Genomic DNA, 20083 nt, shown 5'->3' with positions numbered 1-20083 from the left:
GGAAGGAACGGAAGAAAGAGAGGCGGGCCGCACCATGCGCATCACCGTCGACCGCGACCGGTGCATCGGCTCCGGTCAGTGCGTCATGACCGCACCCGGCGTCTTCACCCAGGACGACGACGCGCTGGTCGCCCTGGTCCCGGGACAGGAGGACGGGGCGGGGGACCCGCGTGTGCGCGACGTCCCCCTGGCCTGTCCGGTACAGGCGGTCACGATCCACGAGGACTGAGCGGCATCGGCCGTGAGGCTCGGGGTCCGCGACCGTGCGAGTGGTGGCTCTCCGGGAGCCGGGCGGCCGGGGCCACCGCTCGCCGGATCCCGCAGCGGTGCGTCACGGGGACAGGGAACCGGATGAGCCGACCGACGGGGCGGAGCACGGATCCATCACGCTCGTCGGCCGGAGCCCGGCCCGACCCGTCCTGGGCCCCGTCCCGTGAGCGCGCCGTCGGCACCGTGGCCCAGCAGTTCGTGGAGCAGCGGGGTCGCGGGCAGTGCCGGGTGGAGGTACACGCGCTCGCGGCGCTGTTCGACGGCGGCCAGCAGCTTCCGGAAGGTGGTCCTCGCCTCCTCGGTCCGCCCGCCGTGATGTTGCGCCTGGCCCAGCAGGCCCAGATGGAGCGGGTGGCGCAAGTACGTCCTGGACTGGCCCAGTTCGGCCAGTGAGGTGTGCATGAGGGCGAGGCCGTCGTCGTGATGTCCTGTGTGCGCCAGGCCCCACCCCTTGACGACGCCCAGCATCGCCTTCCAGTAGAGCAGCCCGTGTTCGCCCGCGACGCGGACGCCCTCGTCGCTCGAGGCGAGTGCGGTGCGGGTGTCCCCCTCCCAGGCCGCCACCACCCCGTCCACGTACAGCGCGAAGGAGCGGTCGGACGGCCTGCTCTCGTACTTGGTGAGGTCCAACAGTTCACGTCGGCGCGTGCCGGCGGTCTGCCGGTGTCCGAGGAGCCAGTGGGTGAAGGTGTCGTAGGAGCGGCAGGAGACGCGCGGGTCGTGCTGGAAGGTTCGCGCCAGCACGTGATCCTCGTTGGCGAAACGATCCGCTATGCCGACGCCACGCTCCAGTTCGGCGAGTGCCTGCGGGAGCATTCCGCGCACGTGCAGCACGATGCCTTCGCCGTACGCCGCACCGAGCGCCGCCAGGGGCTCCCAGGTCTGCCGCGAGATGTCCCGCAGCAGGCCGGAGAACTGCCGCGAGGCGTCGTAGCGGCCGGTGACCATGTACGCCGTGCACAGCGCCCAGAGCACCGACGGGTCCTCGGGGGCGTGAGCGGCCGTGCTGAGGGCGCGGCCGCGCGTCAGTGCCGTCTCGGCCTCGGGGTGGCCGTAGCCGCGAGTGGTGGCGAGTACCTGGCCGAGCTGGATGTGCAGGTCCTGTTCCAGCCTCCTCGTGGTGGGATCGTCCGGCGGCAGGAAGCCGACCAGGTGCACGGCGCGGCGCAGCCAGATCTCCACCTGCTCGTACGCCATGGACTGCTCGGCGTGTTCCGCGGCGAGCAGCAGCCGGGGCAGCACCTCGGCGGCGGGCAGCGCGCTCTTGGCGTGCCAGCTGTGATGCGCCACCCGCTCGATCTCCTCGTCCCCCACCTGCCCGCGCCTGCGCGCGCACAGCGCGTCGGCGACCCTGGCGTGCAGACGGTGGCGGTCCTCACGGGGGAGCTCGTCGACGAGCGTCTCCTGGACCAGTGCGTGAGCGAAGTGCAGCCGCCCCAGATGGTGCGGGTCCTCCCCGAGCAGGCCGGCCCGGATGGCCGACTCGAGACCCGCGACGACCGGTTCGTCGTGCGTGGCGGTCCGGTGCAACAGGTCGGTGTCCACCTCGGCGCCGATGACGGCACACAGCTGAAGCACCCGCAGGACCGGCTCGGGCAGCGCGGCGAACCGCTGGTGCAGGGCCTCGCGCACCCCGGTGGGTATGTGAGCCAGGAGCGTGTCGACCGCATCCGGGCGACGGAGACCACGCGCATCGTCCACGAGGGAGAGAAGCTGGATCACCGAGTACGGGTTGCCTTCGCTGCGCCGGTGCAGCACCTCGACGACCTTCGGGTCCACACCAGGTCCCGCGTGTGCCTCGACGAGGGCGCCGACGGCCTGCAGGGAAAGCCCGCCGAGCCGCAGCGTCTCGGTCCTCGGGCCGCGCAGCACCTCGGAGACCATCCGGCGCAGCGTCGCGTCCGACTCGGCCTCGAACGCCCGTGCCGTGAGCACGATGCTGATCGGATGACCCTGGCAGCGGGTGCTCAGCAGCCTGAGCAGGTCGAGGGAGGCGGTGTCCGCCCATTGCAGATCTTCGAGGAGCAGTACGAGCGGGCGTTGCCCGGCGAGGGCGAGCAGCACCTCGCAGACCGCATCGTGGGCGAGGAAGCGGGCCTGGCACCAGTCGGAGGCCAACCCCGGGCCTCCGGTCCGGGCCGCCGACCGCTCGGGCATCAGTGGGGCGAGCAGGGCGCCGAACGGTTCCGTCGCCTCGCGAAAGGCGTCCGGCCGGGTCGCGGCCAGCCGTCGCAGGATCTGCGTCCACAGCCAGTAGGCGGGCACGCCCTCGCCGGGGAAGCAGTGGCTCCAGAGCACCTCCAGCCTGGAGCCCTTCTCGTGCGCGTCCATGCTCTCCAGACGTGCCGCGAGTTCGAGCAGTAAGCGGGTCTTCCCGACTCCTGGGGGGCCGAGGACACCGGCCACGTGGCCGTGGCCCACGACCGCGCTCGCGGCGGCGGTCGTCAGGCGGTCGAGCTCCTGGCTGCGGCCGGTGAACGGCGAGGGGGCAGGCGCCCACCCCGACTCGAACTCCGGGGATTCCCCGGCTTCCCGGGCAGCCGCCGGCTCGTGTTCCGGTCCGGGTACGGGCCGCGGCCGGGACGACCCGGACCGCGTGCCGGCGGCATCCGCCCGCGAGCCCGGCGGCACATCGGTCCGCGCCCTCGGGGACGCGTCGGTCCCCGCGATCCCCTCGCGTTCGACGGCCGTGCCGGACCCGTCCGTCCCGTCGGCGCCGCCGGGTGCCACCGCCGGGCCGTGCCCTTGGACCGTGACGGCCGTCCCGCCGTTCCAGGAGTCCCCGACGTCCTGCAAGCCCTCGGGGTCCCGTACTCCGACGTCACCGGTCTCGTTCGTCACCGGCGGGACGTACGGCGCTCCGGTGGACTCGGGCGGTGGGGGAGACAGCTTCTCCGAGGGAGCGCCCGCTCCCGGCTCCTGGCGCAGGATCGCGCTTCTGACCCGGCGTAGCTCGGCCGCGGTGTCCACGCCGAACTCCTCGACCAGATGACTGCGCGTCCGCTCGTACACCTCGAGCGCCTCGGCCTGCCGCCCGAGCCGGGACAGTGCCGTCATGAGGTGGCCGACCAGCCGCTCCCGCGTGGGATGACGGCGCGCCTCCCCGTCCAGATCGGCGGCCACCTCCTCGGCCGCGCCGAGAGCCAGCCGTGCCTCGGCGCGGGACTCGACGGCGGTGAGCCGGATCTGTTCGAGTCGGGTGCACTCGTCGCTGAGCGGCGGATGGCCGTCGAACTCCGCGTACGGCGAGCCGTGCCACAGCCCCAGGGCTTCGGTGAGCCGTGCGTGCGCGGCGCGCGGATCGCGTTGCTCCAGCAGCCGTCGGCCGTCCGTGACCAGACGCTCGAAGCGGCAGGCATCGACTTGTTCGGGATCGAGATCGAGGACGTAGCCCGGTGTCCGATGACGCAGCACCGAAGTTTGGCCGGTTCCCGTCTTTGTGCGCAGGGACCGCCGCAGATGCGAGACGTGGCTCTGGAGGGTGGCGACGGCGTGTCGGGGCGCCTGGTCACCCCACAGTTCCTCGACGAGCAGTTCGGTGGGCACCACGCGGCCGAGGCGGATGAGCAGCAGGGCGAGCAGGGTTCGCCGACGTGGCGGGCCGAGCGGCAGGTCATGCCCGTCGTGTCGCGCCGACATGGGCCCCAGAACGCTCAGGAGGAGCTCAGCCCGGCCGGTCGTCCCGGGTGACACGTTCGCGGGCGGAGGGAAAGGCATGAACGGTCCTCATCGTGCTTGCGGATATGACTGACGGACGGTTCGAGCTGGCTGGTCTCACACCTTCTTCCGTGGATCCTGACATGGCGGACGATGCCCTCCAAGCCGGAGATCCGGCGATTGGCAAGAAAGCGTCAGGCGTCTGGCAAGGATTTCGACAAGGGGCCGGAAAACGACGGCGGACGGCGGCAAGGCGCCGCCAGCGGCTCGACCAGAACCCCGCAAGGACCGTGACGCACGATGTTCGCATCTGGAGTCACCGCTGGTCCCAGGGTCGATGAAGCCCCTGCTGACAGCCTTCAGGGCCGTTCGCCAGCGTCCGAGTTCATTTCGCCCAAGTTTCCGACGGGGGGCATCTCTTGCTGAGTCCAGCACCTGCAACTCCGGGCCTGTGCATGGCGAGCCTCGATAAAACCTTGACCATCCAGCAGGCGAACCAGGAGTTCTTCAGGCAGTTCAACGGATCGTCCGAGGACATATGCGGTCGCAATTTCCGTGACGTCGTGCACCCGAGCGTGCAGCAGCCGTTGACGCGTCAATTATTGAATTTACTCGAAGGGAAACACCAGCGATTCGTCACGCCCGTCATCGCCGTGGGGCCCGGCGCGGAGTCCGCCTTCACCGTTCCCCTCACCGCGGTCGCGGTGCGCGGCGTCCTGCCCGACACGACCGCGATCCTGGTCATGATGCCCACGGCCGGGGACGCCGAGCAGACACCGGTGGTGACCAGGCGCAAGAAGATCCTCTCCGCGATGGACGCGCGCATCCTCGAAGGCATCGCCGCCGGCGTCTCCACCGTCCCCTTGGCGTCGAGCCTCTACCTCAGCCGACAGGGCGTCGAGTACCACGTGACCTGCCTGCTGCGGAAGTTGAAGGTGCCCAACCGCGCCGCGCTGGTCTCCCGTGCCTACTCGCTGGGCGTGCTCAAGGTCGGCATCTGGCCGCCCCAGGTCGTGGACGACTTCGTGAAGTGAGCGGGCACGGGGCCCGCGCCGGGCACCCGCTCGCGCGGGTGCCCGGCGCGGGCCCTCACTCGGGCCGGACGCGGGGTCGCCGGACCCGCCGCTCACCCGGTATCCGGCAGGCACGCGGCGGAGCGGCTCGCGCGCGTGCACGCGCGGTGCGCGAGCACCTCACCGGCGCTTACCACAGGCTCCGGGCCGCCGGGACGGCCCGAACCGGCCGCGTCCTGCCCTCTCCCGCCCGGCGGACGCCTGACGACATGCGTGAGCACGGCCCGCGCCCGGGAGCGGGCCGTGCCGTGACGCCCTCTTCCGGGCGCGGGCAACCGAACCTCCGGGCCCGGCCTCCACGGGGCCGGCCTCCACGGGGCCGGCCCACCCGATCCGGATCTCGTGGCCTCCGTGCGGTCTCCGCACGGTTCGTTGCATCCCAGGCCGCCCAGGCCGGCCTTCCGATTCATCTTTCCTTTTTCCAAAGCTCAGGAGACACAGCGTGATTGCACACCAGCCCCTGTCGCGCCGCCGCATGCTCGGAGTGGCGGCCTTGGGCGCCGCCGCGCTCGCGGGGCAGACCACGATCACCGCCGCCCCCCGGGCGGCCGCTGCCACCGCGACCGGTGGTTCCGGCGGCACGTTCGTCCCCGCCGTCGTGGTCGGCACCGGTTACGGCGCGGCCGTCTCCGCCCTGCGCCTCGGCGAAGCGGGGGTCCCCACCCTGATGCTGGAGATGGGCCGGCTGTGGAACCAGCCCGGTCCGGACGGCAACGTGTTCTCCGGAATGCTCAAGCCCGACAAGCGCTCCAGCTGGTTCAAGACCCGCACCGAGGCGCCGCTCGGCTCCTTCCTGTGGCTCGACCTCGCCAACCGGGACATCGAGCCCTACGCGGGTGTACTGGACCGGGTCAACTTCGACCAGATGTCCGTGTACGTGGGACGCGGCGTCGGCGGCGGCTCGCTCGTCAACGGCGGCATGGCGGTCACGCCCCGGCGCTCGTACTTCGAGGAGGTGCTGCCCCAGGTCGACGCCGACGAGATGTACACCAAGTACTTCCCCCGCGCGAACTCCACCCTCCGGGTCAACAACATCGACAAGGGCTGGTTCGAGCAGACCGACTGGTACTCGTTCGCGCGTGTCTCGCGCGGGCAGGCCTCGAACGCGGGCCTGAGCACCACCTTCGTGCCCAACGTCTACGACTGGGACTACATGCGCCGTGAGGCGGACGGCGCGGTGCCCAAGTCCGCGCTGGCCGCCGAGGTCATCTACGGCAACAACCACGGCAAGGTCTCACTCGACAAGAGCTACCTGGCGGCCGCCCTGGGCACCGGCAAGGTCACCATCGAGACCTTGCACCAGGTCAGGACGATCCGTCAGCAGAACGACGGCACGTACCTGCTGACCGTCGAGCAGCGGGACGCCGACGGCAAGCTGCTCGCGACCAAGGAGATCGCCTGCCGCCACCTCTTCCTCGGGGCCGGCAGCCTCGGCTCGACCGAACTGCTGCTGCGTGCCCGGGAGACCGGCACTCTCCCGAACCTCAGCTCCGAGATCGGCGGGGGCTGGGGCCCCAACGGCAACATCATGACCGCCCGCGCCAACCACATGTGGAACCCCACGGGCACCAAGCAGTCGTCGATCCCCGCCCTCGGCATCGACGACTGGGACAACCCGAACACCCCCGTCTTCGCCGAGATCGCCCCCCTGCCGGCGGGTGTCGAGACCTGGGCCAGCCTCTACCTGGCCATCACCAAGAACCCGGAGCGCGGCACCTTCGTCTACGACGCCGCCAAGGACCGGGCGGACCTGCACTGGACCCGGGACCAGAACGCGCCCGCGGTCGCAGCCGCGAAGTCGCTGTTCGACCGCATCAACAAGGCCAACGCCACCATCTACCGGTACGACCTCTTCGGCAAGCAGATCAAGGCCTTCGCCGACGACTTCTGCTACCACCCGCTCGGCGGCTGCGTCCTCGGCAAGGCCACCGACGACTACGGCCGCGTCGCCGGATACAAGAACCTCTACGTGACCGACGGCTCGCTCATCCCCGGCAGCATCGGCGTCAACCCGTTCGTGACCATCACGGCGCTGGCGGAGCGGAACGTCGAGCGCATCCTCAAGGAGGACGTCGCGGATTCCTGACCAGGGGCGGGCGGAGCCCGACCCCGCCCCTCTCCTTCCGGTGGACGCCCCGCCACGGTGGGCGGCCGAACCCGAACCGAAAAGGAACGATTCCGTGAACTCCCCGCTCACCGAGGACAACCGCCTCTGGATCCGCAGGTTCCACCCGCGCCCCGACAGCCGCGTCCGGCTGGTCTGCCTGCCCCATGCGGGCGGCTCCGCCAGCTTCTACTTCCCCATGTCCCGGTCCATGCCCGACAGCGTCGAGGTGCTGTGCGTGCAGTACCCCGGCCGCCAGGACCGCCGCGGCGAACCGCTCCTGGACTCCGTACCGGCGCTCGCCGACAAGGTCTACGAGGCCCTCTTGCCCTGGACCGACCGGCCCATCGCCCTGTTCGGGCACAGCATGGGCGCCTCCCTCGCCTACGAGATCACCCGACGGCTGGAGCGGGAGCGGGGCGTCGTACCCGCCGCCCTCATCGCCTCCGGCCGCCGCGCCCCGTCCGCGCACCGAGACGAGACCGTCCACCTGCGCGACGACGACGGTCTCGTCGCCGAGATGCGCGGCCTCAGCGGCACCGACCGCCAACTGCTGGGCGACGAGGAGGTCCTGCGCATGATCCTCCCGGCCGTCCGGGCGGACTACCGCGCAGCCGAAACCTACACCTGGGAACCCGGGCCGCCCCTGCGCTGCCCCGTGACCTGCCTCGTCGGCGACGACGACCCGAAGGTCACCGTGGAGGAGGCCGCCGCCTGGTCCGGGCACACCGACGGCCCCTTCACGCTGAAGGTCTTCCCCGGCGGCCACTTCTTCCTGGCCCGGCACCAGACGGAAATCGTCCGCCTCATGGCCACCCAACTGGAGGTGGCCGACCGGGTATGAGGACCGGCCTGTCCGTCACGCCGTGAGACCTTCGCGGACGGCCGGAGCGGGGCAGTGCCGCGGGTGCCTGCGAACGGAAGGCGTGTCCCCGCCCCGGCCGCCGGCTGCCCTGCCCGGGCGGGCAACCGGCAGCGATTGCGCAAACAGGCCCTGGCCAGGGATGATGCCCCGCATAGTTCGCGCGGCAGGGGTGGAACGACTGTGAACCAGGAAGCCCGCAACGGCGGAGCGGAATCGTCGGACATGGTGGACCGAGTCCGCTACCGGGCTTCGTGGCAGCAGTCCCTGCCACTGAGCCTGGTCCTCGGCTCCCTCGTGCTGATGCAGGCGTCGAACCCCTTGCTGCGGGCGCACCAGCCGCCCGGACAGCCCGGCCTGCCGTTCGGGCTCCGGCTCCTGTCCATCGTGCTGATGGTCCTGGTCGTGCTCGAACTGTGGGTGCTGGGCCGCTACGTCGGGGTGACCCTGACGCCCGAGGCGGTCGTCGTCCGCAACCTGCGCCGCCGGACCATCCTGTGGACCGACGTGGCCGAGGTCGCGGTCGAGCCGATCACCGGCGGACGGCGTGTGGTCCTCTACGAGACGGACGGACGCCGCACCCCGCTCCGCATGCCCAGCTCCGGCTTCCTCTCCCGCGACCGCCGGTTCGACGACAAGGTCGCGACGATCCGGAGCTGGTGGCTCGCCAACGGCGGCGTGGCCCGGGCCGAGGACACAGCCGGTGAACCCGAAGCCCGGGAATGTTCCTACGGCCGGCCGCCCGCGCGACCGGTGATGCGACCCGCACCGAGCCGGTCGGTGCCCACGGCCCTGCTCCTCGGCTGGCTTGCGGCCGACGCGGTGATGATGGGGTTCGCCGGGGGTCCCGGCGCTGATCACCCCACGCCCCTCGGCCGCGCGCTCGGCGCACTCCTCGCGATCTCGCTTCTGCTGGTGGCGGGCTTCCTGAGCCGGGGCAGGGGCGTCATGGCCACGGCCGACCACCTGGTGATACGAGGGCTGCGGTCCCGGACCGTCCCCTGGGACGAGATCCAGGAGATCGCCGTCGAGCCCCACCGCGGCGGGCGCCGGACAGTCCTCCTCGAGGCGAGTGGTCTCCGAACGCCCTTGCCGGTGCCGCGTGTCGGACGCGTGCTCTGGGACTCGGAGTTCGAGGCCAAGGTCCGGACGCTGCGTCACTGGCAGCGCGCTCACGTGGAGACGGGCGCGCCCGAAGAGGCGCTCCGGCCGGCGCTTCCTCCCCACCGGGGACCGCGCATGTGGCAGAAGGCAGTGGTGACCCTGGCCTGCGTCGTCCTCGGCTACGAGATCCTCGTGTCGCTTCTGGTCGGATCCCTGGTCCTCACCATCGGTCGGTAGGAGGCGTCAAGTCCTCGGCATCTCGCTCGGTCGCGCCGGATGGACGCGCCCGGAAGGCCGGGATCACGGCCGGGAGCCGGGTCCCTCGAGGTCGACCGACTCACCCGGCGGGATGCGGGTGCAGTCGGTCCCGCGTTCCTCCAGCAGCCATCCGTCGAAGTTCTCCATCCCGATGTCGCTGAGGTTGGCGTCGTGGATGGGGAACGCCCGGGCCGGCCGTACGGCGCGGACGAACTCGATGGCCTCGCGGAGCTTCAGCCATGGACCGGACGCCGGGACCAGCAGTGTGTCGACCGGCTCCTCGGGGACGAACAGGGAGTCCCCGGGGTGGTAGACGCCGTCGACGACGAAGCCGATGTCGGGGCAGCCGGGCAGGCCGTCGATGATCTCGGCGTGCTCGCCGCCGACGGCGCGCACGGTGAACCCGGCCGCGGTGAAGGTGTCTCCCGCTGCGACGGCGGTCGCGCCATGGCCGAGGGCGGCGGCCGGCGCGGCATGGGTGTGGACGGTCAGCCCGGGAACGCTTTCCCGGGCTGCGTCGAGCTTGCCGACGTCGATGTGGTCCTCGTGCTCGTGGGTGATGAGCACGGCGGTTGCGCCGGACAGGGCTTCTCCTTCGGAGAAGGTGCCCGGGTCGATCACGAGCACCCGATCGCCGTCCTCGAGGCGCACGCAGGCATGGCCGTACTTCGTCGGACGCATCCGATCAACCTGTCGTCACGAGTCGATCGACATCAGCGAGATGATCGCGACGACGGTCGGATCCCGGTCCGGCACGGCCTGGACCGGATCCGGCGTCGTCGACGACGCAGCCCTCCGGCACTTGCGACGGCGACGAAGAAAGTGCCGCCCACCGTCATGGGGAGGTGCGGGGCGAAGGGGCTCGGAGGGGAGTGTTCGAGAACGGTTCGGTCGAACGCGATCCCGGTCAGGGCAGCTCCCAGCGTGACCGCCCACAACAGCGGTACCAGCAACCATGTGCTTCGGGTGCTCAGCCAAGAGGTCATCGGATCATGATGCACCCGACGTACGGTCCACCGCGGTCCCTCGGGCGGGGCCGGCCGTCGGCGCGAGGACGGCGCGCGCCGACTGCCGCTCCCGGAACGGCGACGGGTCGCCCCGCCGGACGCGTCCCCGGGGTGACGTGGATTCAGTTCCCCAGCGAGGACAAGGCCGCTGCCACCCGTTCCGTCGCCTCCGGCGGGGTCGAGGCGTGCGGGGAGAAGCGGAGGGAGTCGGCGCGCACCGTCGGGGTGACGCCCTCGGCGTGCAGCGCCTTCGCGACGACGGACGGATCGTGGTCCGGCATGGTGAAGGAGAGGATGCCGGCCCGGCGTGCCGGGTCGGTGGGGGACAGGACGCGGCCGCCGTGTTCCTCGACGGTCCCGGTGAGTTCGGTGATCCGCTCGGCGACGGCGGCCTCGATCGCCGCGACCGTGTGCCGTTCGACGAGGTCCAGCGCGGAGGCGAACGCGGCTGCCGTCACCGGGCTGAGGTTGGTGATCGACCAGCGTTGCGCGTCCGCGGCGGGCGGGTGTTCCGATCCGTCGAAGACACCGACGTCCTCGACGCCCGTCCAGCCGGTGAGGACCGGTTCCAGGGATTCCAGCGCGCGGTCGGACAGAGCGGCGAAGCCGGTCGCCCAGCCCGCGCGCAGCCACTTCTGGCCGCCCGCCACGACCACGTCGGCCGCGTCCCAGTCCATCGCGGCCACACCGAACGCCTGGATGGCGTCCACGATCAGCAGCCGGTCCGGTCCGATCGCCTCGCGCAGTGCCGCCAGGTCGGCGCGGAATCCGGTCCGGAAGTCCACGGCGCTGACGGACACCGCGACGACGTCGTCGGTCAGCGCGGCACGGACCAGGTCGGGGGTGACCCCGCCACCGGGCGCCGGGTCGAGCCAGCGGGGCGTGGCCCGGCCCAGGTCGGCGGTGCGGCGCCACGGGTAGTGGTTGGCCGGGAAGTCGGTGCGCGGGGTGAGGACCACGCCCGTCCGGATGCCGAGGGCGGCGTGGAACAGGCCGGTGGAGGCGTTGGGGAGCAGTACGGTGTGTCGGCTGTCGGTGCCCGCGAGGCGCGCGGCCGTGTCCCGGGCGAGCGTCTCCGCGCGCATCAGGCCGTCCACGGTGGTGTGATCGGCGCGGGCGGACTCCTCCATGGCGCGCGCGGTGGCGGCCACGGCGTCCCGCGACGGCGGGCCGAACCGTGCGAAGTCGAGGTACCCGGCGGGTGTGTCGAAGTGGGCTGCGTACGACGTGAGCACGGGACTCGTCCTTCCGGGACGGTGTGGGGCGGCCGGTGTCGGCCGGGTGTCGGCCGGGTGTCGCGGCAGGCCCGCAGGGCGAGCGGGCGGTACCGCGGGTCGGGCGGGCCGATGCGCCGCTTTCGTCGTCCCGGCGCGTTCCACCCGCCTGCACGGTACGGCGCCGCACTCCGCGCGGACCGGCCGGGGGTGTCGCCGTCCGGGGTGTTGCGAGCCCGCACCGGGTACGGGCTCGCCGGGCGGGGCGGCCCGCACGGGGAACGGGACGGCCGGGCACCCCTGGAGAGGTGCCCGGCCGTCCCGTCTGCCGGAGCCGGAGCCGATCTCGATGGCGAGGCCGAAGCCGACCCGGTCCGTGCCGAAGCCGGGGCTCAGTGTCCGGCGGACTCCTCGGGGCGCGCGTGGCGCGGCAGGAGGAACGCGAGCAGGAACGTCAGCGCCAGCATGCCGTCGACGATCCAGAGCAGCGTCTGCATGACGGAGCCGAAACCGCTCCGGAAGGCCGACGTCGCGGTGGCCTGGAGCGCGGCGGGTATCCGGGCGCCGGCCTCGGGCGAGGTCACGGCGGAGCGGGTCTCCTTCTCCAGGCGGGCGCAGGACGCCGGCGTCGCGGCGGGATCCTTGGCCGTGGCGCGGTCGGAGGTGCAGGTGCGCAGGCCCGCCACGATGCGGTCCTGGGCCTCGGGCGCGACGTGGGCGGCGGTCAGCTGCGACCGCAGGTGGTCCGAGCGGTGGTCGACGGCGGTGGCGATCCCGCCGCCCAGCAGACCGAAGAACGCCGTGCCGAGGATGGCCACGCCGAAGGCGCCGCCGAGCTGCTGGACCGCGGTCATCGTGCCGGACGCCGAACCGGTCTCGTGCTGCTCCACGCTGGCGAGCACGATGTCGAAGAACGGGGCCATCAGCAGGCCCATCCCGATGCCCGTGACGAGCAGCGACGGCAGGAGCTGCCAGGGGCCGACGCCGGATCCCACCTGGTCGAGGGTCAGCCACACGCCGAAGACACCGAGCGCCATGACCACGGTGCCCGCCTGGAGCACGGTCCGGCCGAACTTGGCGACACCCTGGGCGACACCGAAGCCGACGATCATGCCGCCCGACCAGGGCACCATCACCAGGCCCGCCTTGAGCGGCGAGTAGCCGAGGCCGATCTGGGTGTAGAGGTTGAAGACGAGCATGAAGCCCTGCATGGCCGAGAAGAAGACCAGCCCGAGGATCATGCCGCCGCTGAAGCCGCGCTTGCGGAAGAGGCTGGGGACGACCAGCGGGTCCAGGCCGCCCTTGCTGCGGCGCGACTCGTACAGGGCGAAGGCGACGAAGACGACGACGGAGGCGCCCATCATCACGAACGTCCAGGCGGGCCAGTCGTACTCACGGCCCTGGACCAGCGGGAAGATGATGAGCAGGGCGGCCAGGGAGACCAGGACCATGCCGGGGATGTCGAGGCGAGGCTTGCTCTCGGACCGGCCCCTCGGCAGGTAGCGCACGGCACCGAGGATCGCCGCGGCGCCCAGCGGCAGGTTGATGAGGAAGATCATGCGCCAGCCGGTGCCGAAGTAGTCGGCGTCCACCAGCCAGCCCGCCAGGATCGGCCCGCACACCGCGGACAGACCCATGACCGGGCCGAACATGCCGAAGGCCTTCTGCGACTCCTTCGGCGGGAACATCTCCTTGATCATGCCGAGGCCCTGCGGCAGCATGACCGCGCCGAAGAGTCCCTGTACGACCCGCGCGCCGATCAGCATCCCGGGGGACACGGACACCGCGCACAGCAGCGAACCGAGGGTGAAGCCGGCGGCTCCGACCAGGAACATCGTGCGGCGTCCGTGAATGTCCCCGAGCCGTCCCCCGGTGACGAGCCCGACGGCCATCGAGAGGGTGTAGGCGGCGGCGAGCCACTGCAGCGTGGAGGCGCCGCCGCCGAGGTCGGCGCGCATGGAAGGACCGGCGATGTTCGTGACGACGGCGTCGAGGAGGTCCATCACCTCGGCCGCGAGGATCACGAACAGCGCAGCCCAGCGCCACCGGTAGGGCGCTGGTGAGTCGATGGGCGTCTCGGCGGACGCGACACCGGTGGTGGACATCGGAAACTCCTCGTGAAGAGGCCGCGCCGGAGGTACGACCGGAGCGCGGTGAGGCGGATGTGACTGCCCGGCTTGTCGTCACGGAGGGAGGAACAGGAAAGACAGGAGACCGGACGCCGGAGAACGCCGTTCACTTTAACGGAACACTGCTCATCGAGAGAACGGCGTTCATTAAGATATAGCGCAACCTCGCGGCGGAGACAAGATATATCGCGTTGAGGCAAGGTGAACGCCGCTCTCCAGGAGAGAACACTGCTCTCCGGCGCCTAGACTGTGGTTCATGAGCGACGCGGCCGCCGGCACCCCCGAATCACCTCCGCCGTCCCCCTGGGAGCGCGAGCGCCCCGTCCGCGCTCGCGTCGCCCCGGCGCGCGAGCCGCTGTCGCGCGAGCGCATCGTCGAGGCGGCCTTCGTCGTGCTGGACCGGTCCGGTCTGGACAAGCTGTCGATGCGTCAGGTGGCGGCCGAACTGGAGGTCGCGGTCTCCGCCCTCTACGCCTACGTCCGTTCCAAGGACGACCTTCTGGAGCTGATGTACACCCGACTGTTCGCCGGCTTCACGCTGCCCGAACCCGACCCGGAGCGATGGCAGGAACAGGTCCGGGAGTACGCCCGCTCCTGGCGGCGGCTGCTGCTGTCCCGTCGCGACATGGCCAGGATCTCCATGGCGCACGTCCCCTTCACCGCCGAACTGCTGCCGTACGTCGAGGCGTTGCTCGCCATCTTCCGTACCGCCGGACTGCCCGACCGCATCGCGGCGGAGGCCGGGGACCTCATCTCCACCTACATCGACGGGTTCGTCCTGGAGGAGGACATGTGGCAGGACCGGGCCGCCCAGCACGCAGGCGGCGGCTCCCTGGCCCGCCCCGACTGGCGTGAGATGGCCGACGAGATGCAGAACTACTTCGCGTCCCTGCCCGAAGAGGACTTCCCCCATCTGCGGGCCCTGTCCGGGGTGATGGTGACGGACTCCTCCGACGAGAGGTTCGACATCGGTCTGGAGATCATCCTGCGGGGCCTCGCGAGCTATCTCCCGGACGGCAGGGCCTGAACCCGGGGCGGGCCTCAGTGGATCCGCCCCGCCCTTCCCGGCTCAGTTGTTCCAGCTCTCGTCGTACGGGTCGTGCGGCGTCGGGACCGGCTTCGCCGCGCTGACCTGGAGATACGGGATGATGCCGCCGTTGACCGGGTCCTTCGTGCGCTTGGCCGTGTAGCGGCCGGTGACCTCGAGCCAGGTGTCGGGCCGCAGGACGGGCGGAATCCGTCCGGACAGGCCGATCTTGACCGGCTGGGCGTCGGCGGCACAGCAGTTGAGGGCCATGCGGACGAGGTAGGGAGCACCGGCGCGGTCGAGCGCGACGAAGCCGACGACCTTGACCTGGCGGCCGCCGAGGGAACGCCCGTGGTCGTACGCCGCCCTGCTCGCGTAGTCGACCAGGCCGAGGGCGACCGGATCACCGGCGGGCAGCTTGGCGTAGCCGAAGGGTGCCTGCAGTGCCGTACCGGTGCGCATCGCGCTGTAGGAGCCGAGGGCGGGCGGGGCGACCAGGATGAGCGCGAGCAGCGGGAGCACCAGGAGCCACGAGATCCGCGGCTCACGGTGCTCGTGCCCATCCCCATGCCCGCGGCCGTCCGGTGCGTCGTCCGTGTGCCCGTCCGTGTCCGCGGGGTCGTGCGCGAGCCCGGGTGCGCCCGCGGGCGCACCCGGGCTCATGGCCGTGGCCGTGTCCGCGAGTCCGTGCCCGTTCCCGGCGTCGGACGCGGCGTCGGAAACGTCGCCGGACCGGTCGCCGGACGCCTTCCTGTGCTCGCGTATCTCGTACCAGAGCGTGGCGAGGGCCGTGGCGATCAGCACCACGCCGGCCGCGAGCAGCAGGGGTCGCAACCCGGCCTTGACGTAGCGCAGATAGAGGTCCGTGACACTCGCGTGCAGCACCGCCGCGCCGACGAGGAAGAGCACGGCCGCCTGGGCCTGCCGGTTCACAGGAGCACCGCCCCGATCAGTACGGACATGAGGATCGCGAGCGCGAAGGTGGTGGGCGCGAAGCGTGCCGCGAAGCCGCGGCCGAACGTGCCGACCTGCATGGCGAAGAGTTTCAGGTCGATCATCGGGCCGACGACGAGGAACGCCAGGCGGGCGGTGAGCGAGAACTGGGTCAGCGAGGCGACCACGAAGGCGTCGGCCTCGGAGCAGATGGACAGCAGCACGGCCAGGATCGCGAGGGCCAGGACGGACACGACCGGGTTCCCGGCCGCGGCGTGCAGCCAGCTCGCGGGTACGACCGACTTGAGGGTGGCCGCGGCCATCGCGCCGAGCACGAGGAACCCGCCCGCGTGCATCACGTCGTGCCGCACCGACTCCCAGAACGCCGCCGCCCTGCCGAGGCCTTCGTGCGCGGGGCGGGCCGGCGGTCGCAGCCAGTCGGTGCGGCCCAGGCGCTGCCACAGCCAGCCCATCGCGCAGGCCACGAGAAGACTGGCCACGAAGCGGGCGAGGACCATCTCCGGGTCGCGGGGGAAGGCGACGGCGGTGGCGGTCAGCACGATCGGGTTGATGGCCGGGGCGGACAGCAGGAACGCCAGGGCCGCGGCCGGGGTGACGCCGCGGCGCACCAGTGCCCCGGCGACCGGTACGGAGGCGCATTCGCAGCCGGGCAGGATCGCCCCGGCCATTCCCGCGACCGGTACCGCGAGCGCCGGCCGCTTCGGCAGGGCGCGGGCGAAGAACGACGGCGGGACGAACACCGCGATGACCGCGGACAGCAGCACGCCGAGGACGAGGAAGGGCAGGGCCTGGACGACCACCGCGACGAACACCGTCATCCAGCTCTGCATCACCGGTGCGGACAGCGCCCCGCGGATCGGCCCCTGCGACGCGACGACCAGCAGCAGGAGCATGGTCAGGGCGAGCGGGGAGTTGAAGTTCCAGCCCTGCCGGCCCTGGCGGTCGTCCTCGGCCCGCCGGTGGACCGGCGGCGGGGCTTCCTTGGTGATGGTCACGCTTCGAGGTACCTCCGGTCGGGGAAGGGCGCGGCTGCGGATGCCCTTCCGCCTTGGATACGCCGGTTCGGCCACAGCTTCTCACCGGGCGACCAGGGGATTGCCTGCGCCCGGGGGTTTCTTGACCTTCACGGGACCCGGGCGCCTCACGAACGGCTTGCGGGCGGCTCACGTGCGGCTCGGCCGCCGGTCACACGCGGTCGTTGTGACATCTCTTTACGTCAGTGTCATGTACCTGTAGCTTCCCGGGCTGCAAGTGCTTTCAGGAATTTGCCGGTTCTTCTTGCAGGACAACTCCCCTCCCCGCATGCGCATCGGAGCCGCCCCATGAGCCGCAGACGTCAACGCCCACCGCTGAGAGCCCTGGTGGCGCTCCTGGCGGTGACCGGACTGTTCGGACTGACCCCGCCGGACACGCGGTCCGTCCCCATGGACACCACGGCCGCCACCTCCACGACGGCGACCGTCTTCTACTACACGAAGACCAAGAACTGGCCGGCCACCTACCTGCACTACGCCCCGGACGGCGGCTCCTGGACCACCGTGCCGGGCGTGCAGATGGAGGCGGCCTGCACGGACTGGGTGAAGAAGACCGTCGACCTCGGCTCGGCCACCGGACTCCAGGCCACCTTCAACAACGGAAGCGGCACCTGGGACAACAACGGCGGCAACAACTACGCGCTGGGCAGCGGCACCATCACCGTCAAGGACGGGGTGATCGCCCACAGCGACCCGTGCGCCGACACCGGAACGGGCACCGGCAACCAGGCCACCGTCTACTACTCGACCGCCACGTCGGGCTGGACCACGGCCAACATCCACTACGCGCCCACGGGCGGCTCCTGGACGACGGTCCCCGGCGTCGGCATGGAGAGCGCCTGCACCGGCTGGTGGAAGAAGACCCTCGACATCGGAACGGCGACCTCGCTCAAGGCGGCCTTCAACAACGGCAACGGCGTCTGGGACAACAACAACAGCGCCGACTACACGATCCCGTCCGGCACCACGACCGTGAAGGACCGGACCGTCACCGCCGACGCCGCGAACCCCTGCGCGGCCCAGACCCCCGACACCCAGGCGCCCACCACGCCCGCCGGGGTCACCGCGAGCGCCACCAACACCTCGGTGGTGGTGAGCTGGAACCCGTCGACCGACGACACCGCCGTGACGAAGTACCAGCTCACACGCATGGGCGGCACCAAGGGAACCGTCGTCACCGACGTCGGCTCGACGGTGTACTCCGACACCGGACTCGAGGAGAAGACCGAGTACACCTACACGGTGAAGGCCGTCGACGCGGCCGGGAACACCTCGCCCGCCTCCGCCGCGGCCACCGCCACGACCGGGGAGAAGGCCCCCGCGCCGGCCGCGGGGACACCGCTCGGCACCGACCCGCGCAAGGACCCCATCTACTTCGTCCTCACCGCCCGCTTCTACGACGGCGACAGCTCCAACAACCGCGGCGGCAGCCAGGACGTCAAGTCGGGCAACGCCGCCAACAACGACCCCATGTTCCGCGGCGACTTCAAGGGCCTGGTCGACAAGCTCGACTACATCAAGGCGCTCGGCTTCTCGGCCGTGTGGATCACCCCGGTCGTCCTCAACCGCTCGGACTACGACTACCACGGCTATCACGGCTACGACTTCTACAAGGTCGACCCGCGCCTGGAGTCGGCCGGCGCCTCCTACCAGGACCTGATCAACGCGGCCCACGCCAAGGGCATGAAGATCTACCAGGACGTCGTCTACAACCACAGTTCCCGCTGGGGCGCCAAGGGCCTGTTCACCCCGACCGTCTACGGCGTGCGCGACTCCCAGTGGAGCTGGTACTACGACGAGAAGAACGACGGCTTCGAGTACGACGGCCTGACCGTCGAGCCCAAGTCCGGGAAGTCGTACTACAACGGCGACCTGTGGTCGACCGCCGAACCCTCCGGCAACACCTGCCTCAACTGGGGCAAGCCCACCGGCGGCAAGAGCGCCGAGGGCTACACCCTGTACAACTGCCAGTGGCCGAGCCCCACTTCGGGCATGTTCCCCAAGGCGTACTACCACCAGTGCTGGATCGGCAACTGGGAGGGCGAGGACTCGCGTTCGTGCTGGCTGCACGAGGACCTCGCCGACTTCGACACCGAGAACGCCACCGTCCAGAACTACCTGATCGGCGCGTACGACAAGTACATCGACATGGGCGTCGACGGGTTCCGCCTCGACACGGCCGTCCACATCCCGCGCGTCACCTGGAACCGCCGCTTCCTGCCCGCCATCTACGACCGGGTCACCCAGCGGTTCGGCACCGACGCGGCGAAGAACTTCTTCGTCTTCGGCGAGGTCGGCGCCTTCGTCAACGACAAGTGGAACCGCGGCTCGGTGAACCACTCCGCGCAGTTCTACACCTGGAAGGAACGCAAGGACTACAGCGCCGACGACGAGACCGCCTCCATCGAGCAGTACAACTACGAGGAGCAGCTCGGCACCGGCAACCAGCCCACCTCCACCAACGCCTTCCTGAGCGGCAACAGCTACCACACCCCGGACCGCAGCCAGTTCTCCGGGATGAACATCATCGACATGCGCATGCACATGAACTTCGGCGACGCGCAGAACGCCTACAACAACGGCAAGGACTCCGACGACTCCGTCAACGACGCCACGTACAACGTCGTCTACGTCGACAGCCACGACTACGGCCCGAACAAGTCGAGCACCCGCTACAGCGGCGGCACCGACGCCTGGGCCGAGAACATGTCCCTGATGTGGACCTTCCGCGGCATTCCCACGCTCTACTACGGATCGGAGATCGAGTTCCAGGCGGGCAAGCAGATCGACTGCGGGCCGACCTGCCCGCTGGCGACCACCGGACGCGCGTACTACGGCGACCATCTCGCGGGGAGTGTCACGGCCTCCGACTTCGGCAAGGCCGACTCCGCGAGCGGTGAGGTCGCGACCACCCTCGCGCAGCCGCTGGTCAAGCACCTCCAGCGGCTCAACATGATCCGCCGGGCGATCCCGGCCCTGCAGTCGGGCCAGTACTCGACGGACGGGATCAGCGGTTCGATGGCCTTCAAGCGCCGCTACACCAGCGGATCGACCGACAGCTTCGCCCTCGTCACGGTCACCGGCGACGCGACGTTCACCGGCATCCCGAACGGCACCTACACGGACGCCGTCACCGGTGACGTGAAGACCGTCACCGGCGGCACCCTGTCGGTGGCCGCGCCGGGCAAGGGCAATCTGAGGGTGTACGTGCTGAACGGCCCCGGCAAGATCGGAACCGACGGGCCCTACCTGAAGTAGCCCGCGACCGGCGGACGACCACGGAAGCGGCGATCACCGCGGTCGGGGGGGGGGGCGCCCCCCCCCCCCCCCCCCCCCCCCCCCAACCCCCCCCCCCCCCCGCCGCCCCCCCCCGCGCCCCCCCCCCCCCCG

The 20083-nt window shown here is 71.0% G+C and carries 13 protein-coding genes; 7 read left to right on the top strand and 6 right to left on the bottom strand.

What is annotated here, in order from left to right; all coding sequences use genetic code 11:
* Window positions 1–34: 34 nt before the first annotated feature.
* The gene (locus ACH4S8_RS08955) at window positions 35–229 is read left to right on the top strand and encodes a ferredoxin (RefSeq protein WP_398392027.1); all 195 of its coding nucleotides are present in this window, start codon (window positions 35–37) and stop codon (window positions 227–229) included.
* A gap of 155 nt (window positions 230–384) precedes the next feature.
* Here ACH4S8_RS08955 and ACH4S8_RS08950 read toward each other — a convergent pair whose 3' ends face one another.
* On the bottom strand, window positions 385–3909 hold the full coding sequence (locus ACH4S8_RS08950; RefSeq protein WP_398392026.1) for a BTAD domain-containing putative transcriptional regulator: 3525 nt from the start codon (window positions 3907–3909) through the stop codon (window positions 385–387).
* Window positions 3910–4403: 494 nt separating this feature from the next.
* On the opposite strand from ACH4S8_RS08950, the gene ACH4S8_RS08945 reads away from it, so the two are divergent.
* The 4 genes from ACH4S8_RS08945 (at window position 4404) to ACH4S8_RS08930 (ending at window position 9307) form a co-directional block, all read left to right on the top strand.
* Entirely contained in the window at window positions 4404–4961 is a 558-nt protein-coding gene (locus ACH4S8_RS08945; RefSeq protein ID WP_398392025.1) for a LuxR C-terminal-related transcriptional regulator, read from the top strand.
* A 514-nt stretch (window positions 4962–5475) separates the two neighbouring features.
* On the top strand, window positions 5476–7086 hold the full coding sequence (locus tag ACH4S8_RS08940) for a GMC oxidoreductase (protein WP_398392356.1): 1611 nt from the start codon (window positions 5476–5478) through the stop codon (window positions 7084–7086).
* A gap of 94 nt (window positions 7087–7180) precedes the next feature.
* The gene (locus tag ACH4S8_RS08935) at window positions 7181–7948 is read left to right on the top strand and encodes a thioesterase II family protein (RefSeq protein ID WP_398392024.1); all 768 of its coding nucleotides are present in this window, start codon (window positions 7181–7183) and stop codon (window positions 7946–7948) included.
* A gap of 201 nt (window positions 7949–8149) precedes the next feature.
* Entirely contained in the window at window positions 8150–9307 is a 1158-nt protein-coding gene (locus tag ACH4S8_RS08930; protein WP_398392023.1) for a hypothetical protein, read from the top strand.
* A 63-nt stretch (window positions 9308–9370) separates the two neighbouring features.
* Here the strand turns inward: ACH4S8_RS08930 and ACH4S8_RS08925 are convergent, their stop codons facing one another.
* From ACH4S8_RS08925 to ACH4S8_RS08915, 3 genes are all read right to left on the bottom strand, one after another.
* Entirely contained in the window at window positions 9371–10009 is a 639-nt protein-coding gene (locus tag ACH4S8_RS08925; RefSeq protein WP_398392022.1) for an MBL fold metallo-hydrolase, read from the bottom strand.
* Between the two features lie 448 nt (window positions 10010–10457).
* The gene (locus ACH4S8_RS08920) at window positions 10458–11570 is read right to left on the bottom strand and encodes an aminotransferase class V-fold PLP-dependent enzyme (RefSeq protein WP_398392021.1); all 1113 of its coding nucleotides are present in this window, start codon (window positions 11568–11570) and stop codon (window positions 10458–10460) included.
* Window positions 11571–11941: 371 nt separating this feature from the next.
* Entirely contained in the window at window positions 11942–13654 is a 1713-nt protein-coding gene (locus ACH4S8_RS08915; RefSeq protein ID WP_398392020.1) for an MFS transporter, read from the bottom strand.
* A gap of 280 nt (window positions 13655–13934) precedes the next feature.
* Here ACH4S8_RS08915 and ACH4S8_RS08910 point away from each other — a divergent pair, with 280 nt between their 5' ends.
* Window positions 13935–14705, top strand: a complete 771-nt coding sequence (locus ACH4S8_RS08910) for a TetR/AcrR family transcriptional regulator (protein WP_398392019.1) — start codon at window positions 13935–13937, stop codon at window positions 14703–14705.
* Between the two features lie 42 nt (window positions 14706–14747).
* On the opposite strand, the gene ACH4S8_RS08905 is transcribed toward ACH4S8_RS08910, so the two are convergent.
* Both ACH4S8_RS08905 and ACH4S8_RS08900 read right to left on the bottom strand, forming a co-directional pair.
* A complete protein-coding gene (locus tag ACH4S8_RS08905; protein WP_398392018.1) occupies window positions 14748–15638 on the bottom strand; it encodes a TIGR03943 family putative permease subunit in 891 nt (296 codons plus the stop codon).
* Complete coding sequence (locus ACH4S8_RS08900; protein WP_398392017.1) at window positions 15635–16654, bottom strand: permease; 1020 nt, start codon at window positions 16652–16654, stop codon at window positions 15635–15637. The genes ACH4S8_RS08905 and ACH4S8_RS08900 overlap by 4 nt, the downstream gene beginning before the upstream one ends.
* A 327-nt stretch (window positions 16655–16981) precedes the next feature.
* Here ACH4S8_RS08900 and ACH4S8_RS08895 point away from each other — a divergent pair, with 327 nt between their 5' ends.
* The gene (locus tag ACH4S8_RS08895) at window positions 16982–19951 is read left to right on the top strand and encodes a carbohydrate binding domain-containing protein (protein ID WP_398392016.1); all 2970 of its coding nucleotides are present in this window, start codon (window positions 16982–16984) and stop codon (window positions 19949–19951) included.
* Window positions 19952–20083: the final 132 nt, after the last annotated feature.

The organism is Streptomyces sp. NPDC021080 (assembly GCF_044333225.1).
Classification (GTDB): domain Bacteria; phylum Actinomycetota; class Actinomycetes; order Streptomycetales; family Streptomycetaceae; genus Streptomyces.
This window is presented reverse-complemented; position numbering and strand designations above follow the sequence as displayed.

Bases quoted from the DNA above. Each gene is read 5' to 3' on its own strand.
- ACH4S8_RS08895 (WP_398392016.1), top strand. From the start codon at position 16,982: ATGAGCCGCAGACGTCAACGCCCACCGCTGAGAGCCCTGGTGGCGCTC.
- ACH4S8_RS08955 (WP_398392027.1), top strand. From the start codon at position 35: ATGCGCATCACCGTCGACCGCGACCGGTGCATCGGCTCCGGTCAGTGC.
- ACH4S8_RS08915 (WP_398392020.1), bottom strand. From the start codon at position 13,654: ATGTCCACCACCGGTGTCGCGTCCGCCGAGACGCCCATCGACTCACCA.
- ACH4S8_RS08950 (WP_398392026.1), bottom strand. From the start codon at position 3,909: ATGTCGGCGCGACACGACGGGCATGACCTGCCGCTCGGCCCGCCACGT.
- ACH4S8_RS08910 (WP_398392019.1), top strand. From the start codon at position 13,935: ATGAGCGACGCGGCCGCCGGCACCCCCGAATCACCTCCGCCGTCCCCC.
- ACH4S8_RS08940 (WP_398392356.1), top strand. From the start codon at position 5,476: ATGCTCGGAGTGGCGGCCTTGGGCGCCGCCGCGCTCGCGGGGCAGACC.
- ACH4S8_RS08925 (WP_398392022.1), bottom strand. From the start codon at position 10,009: ATGCGTCCGACGAAGTACGGCCATGCCTGCGTGCGCCTCGAGGACGGC.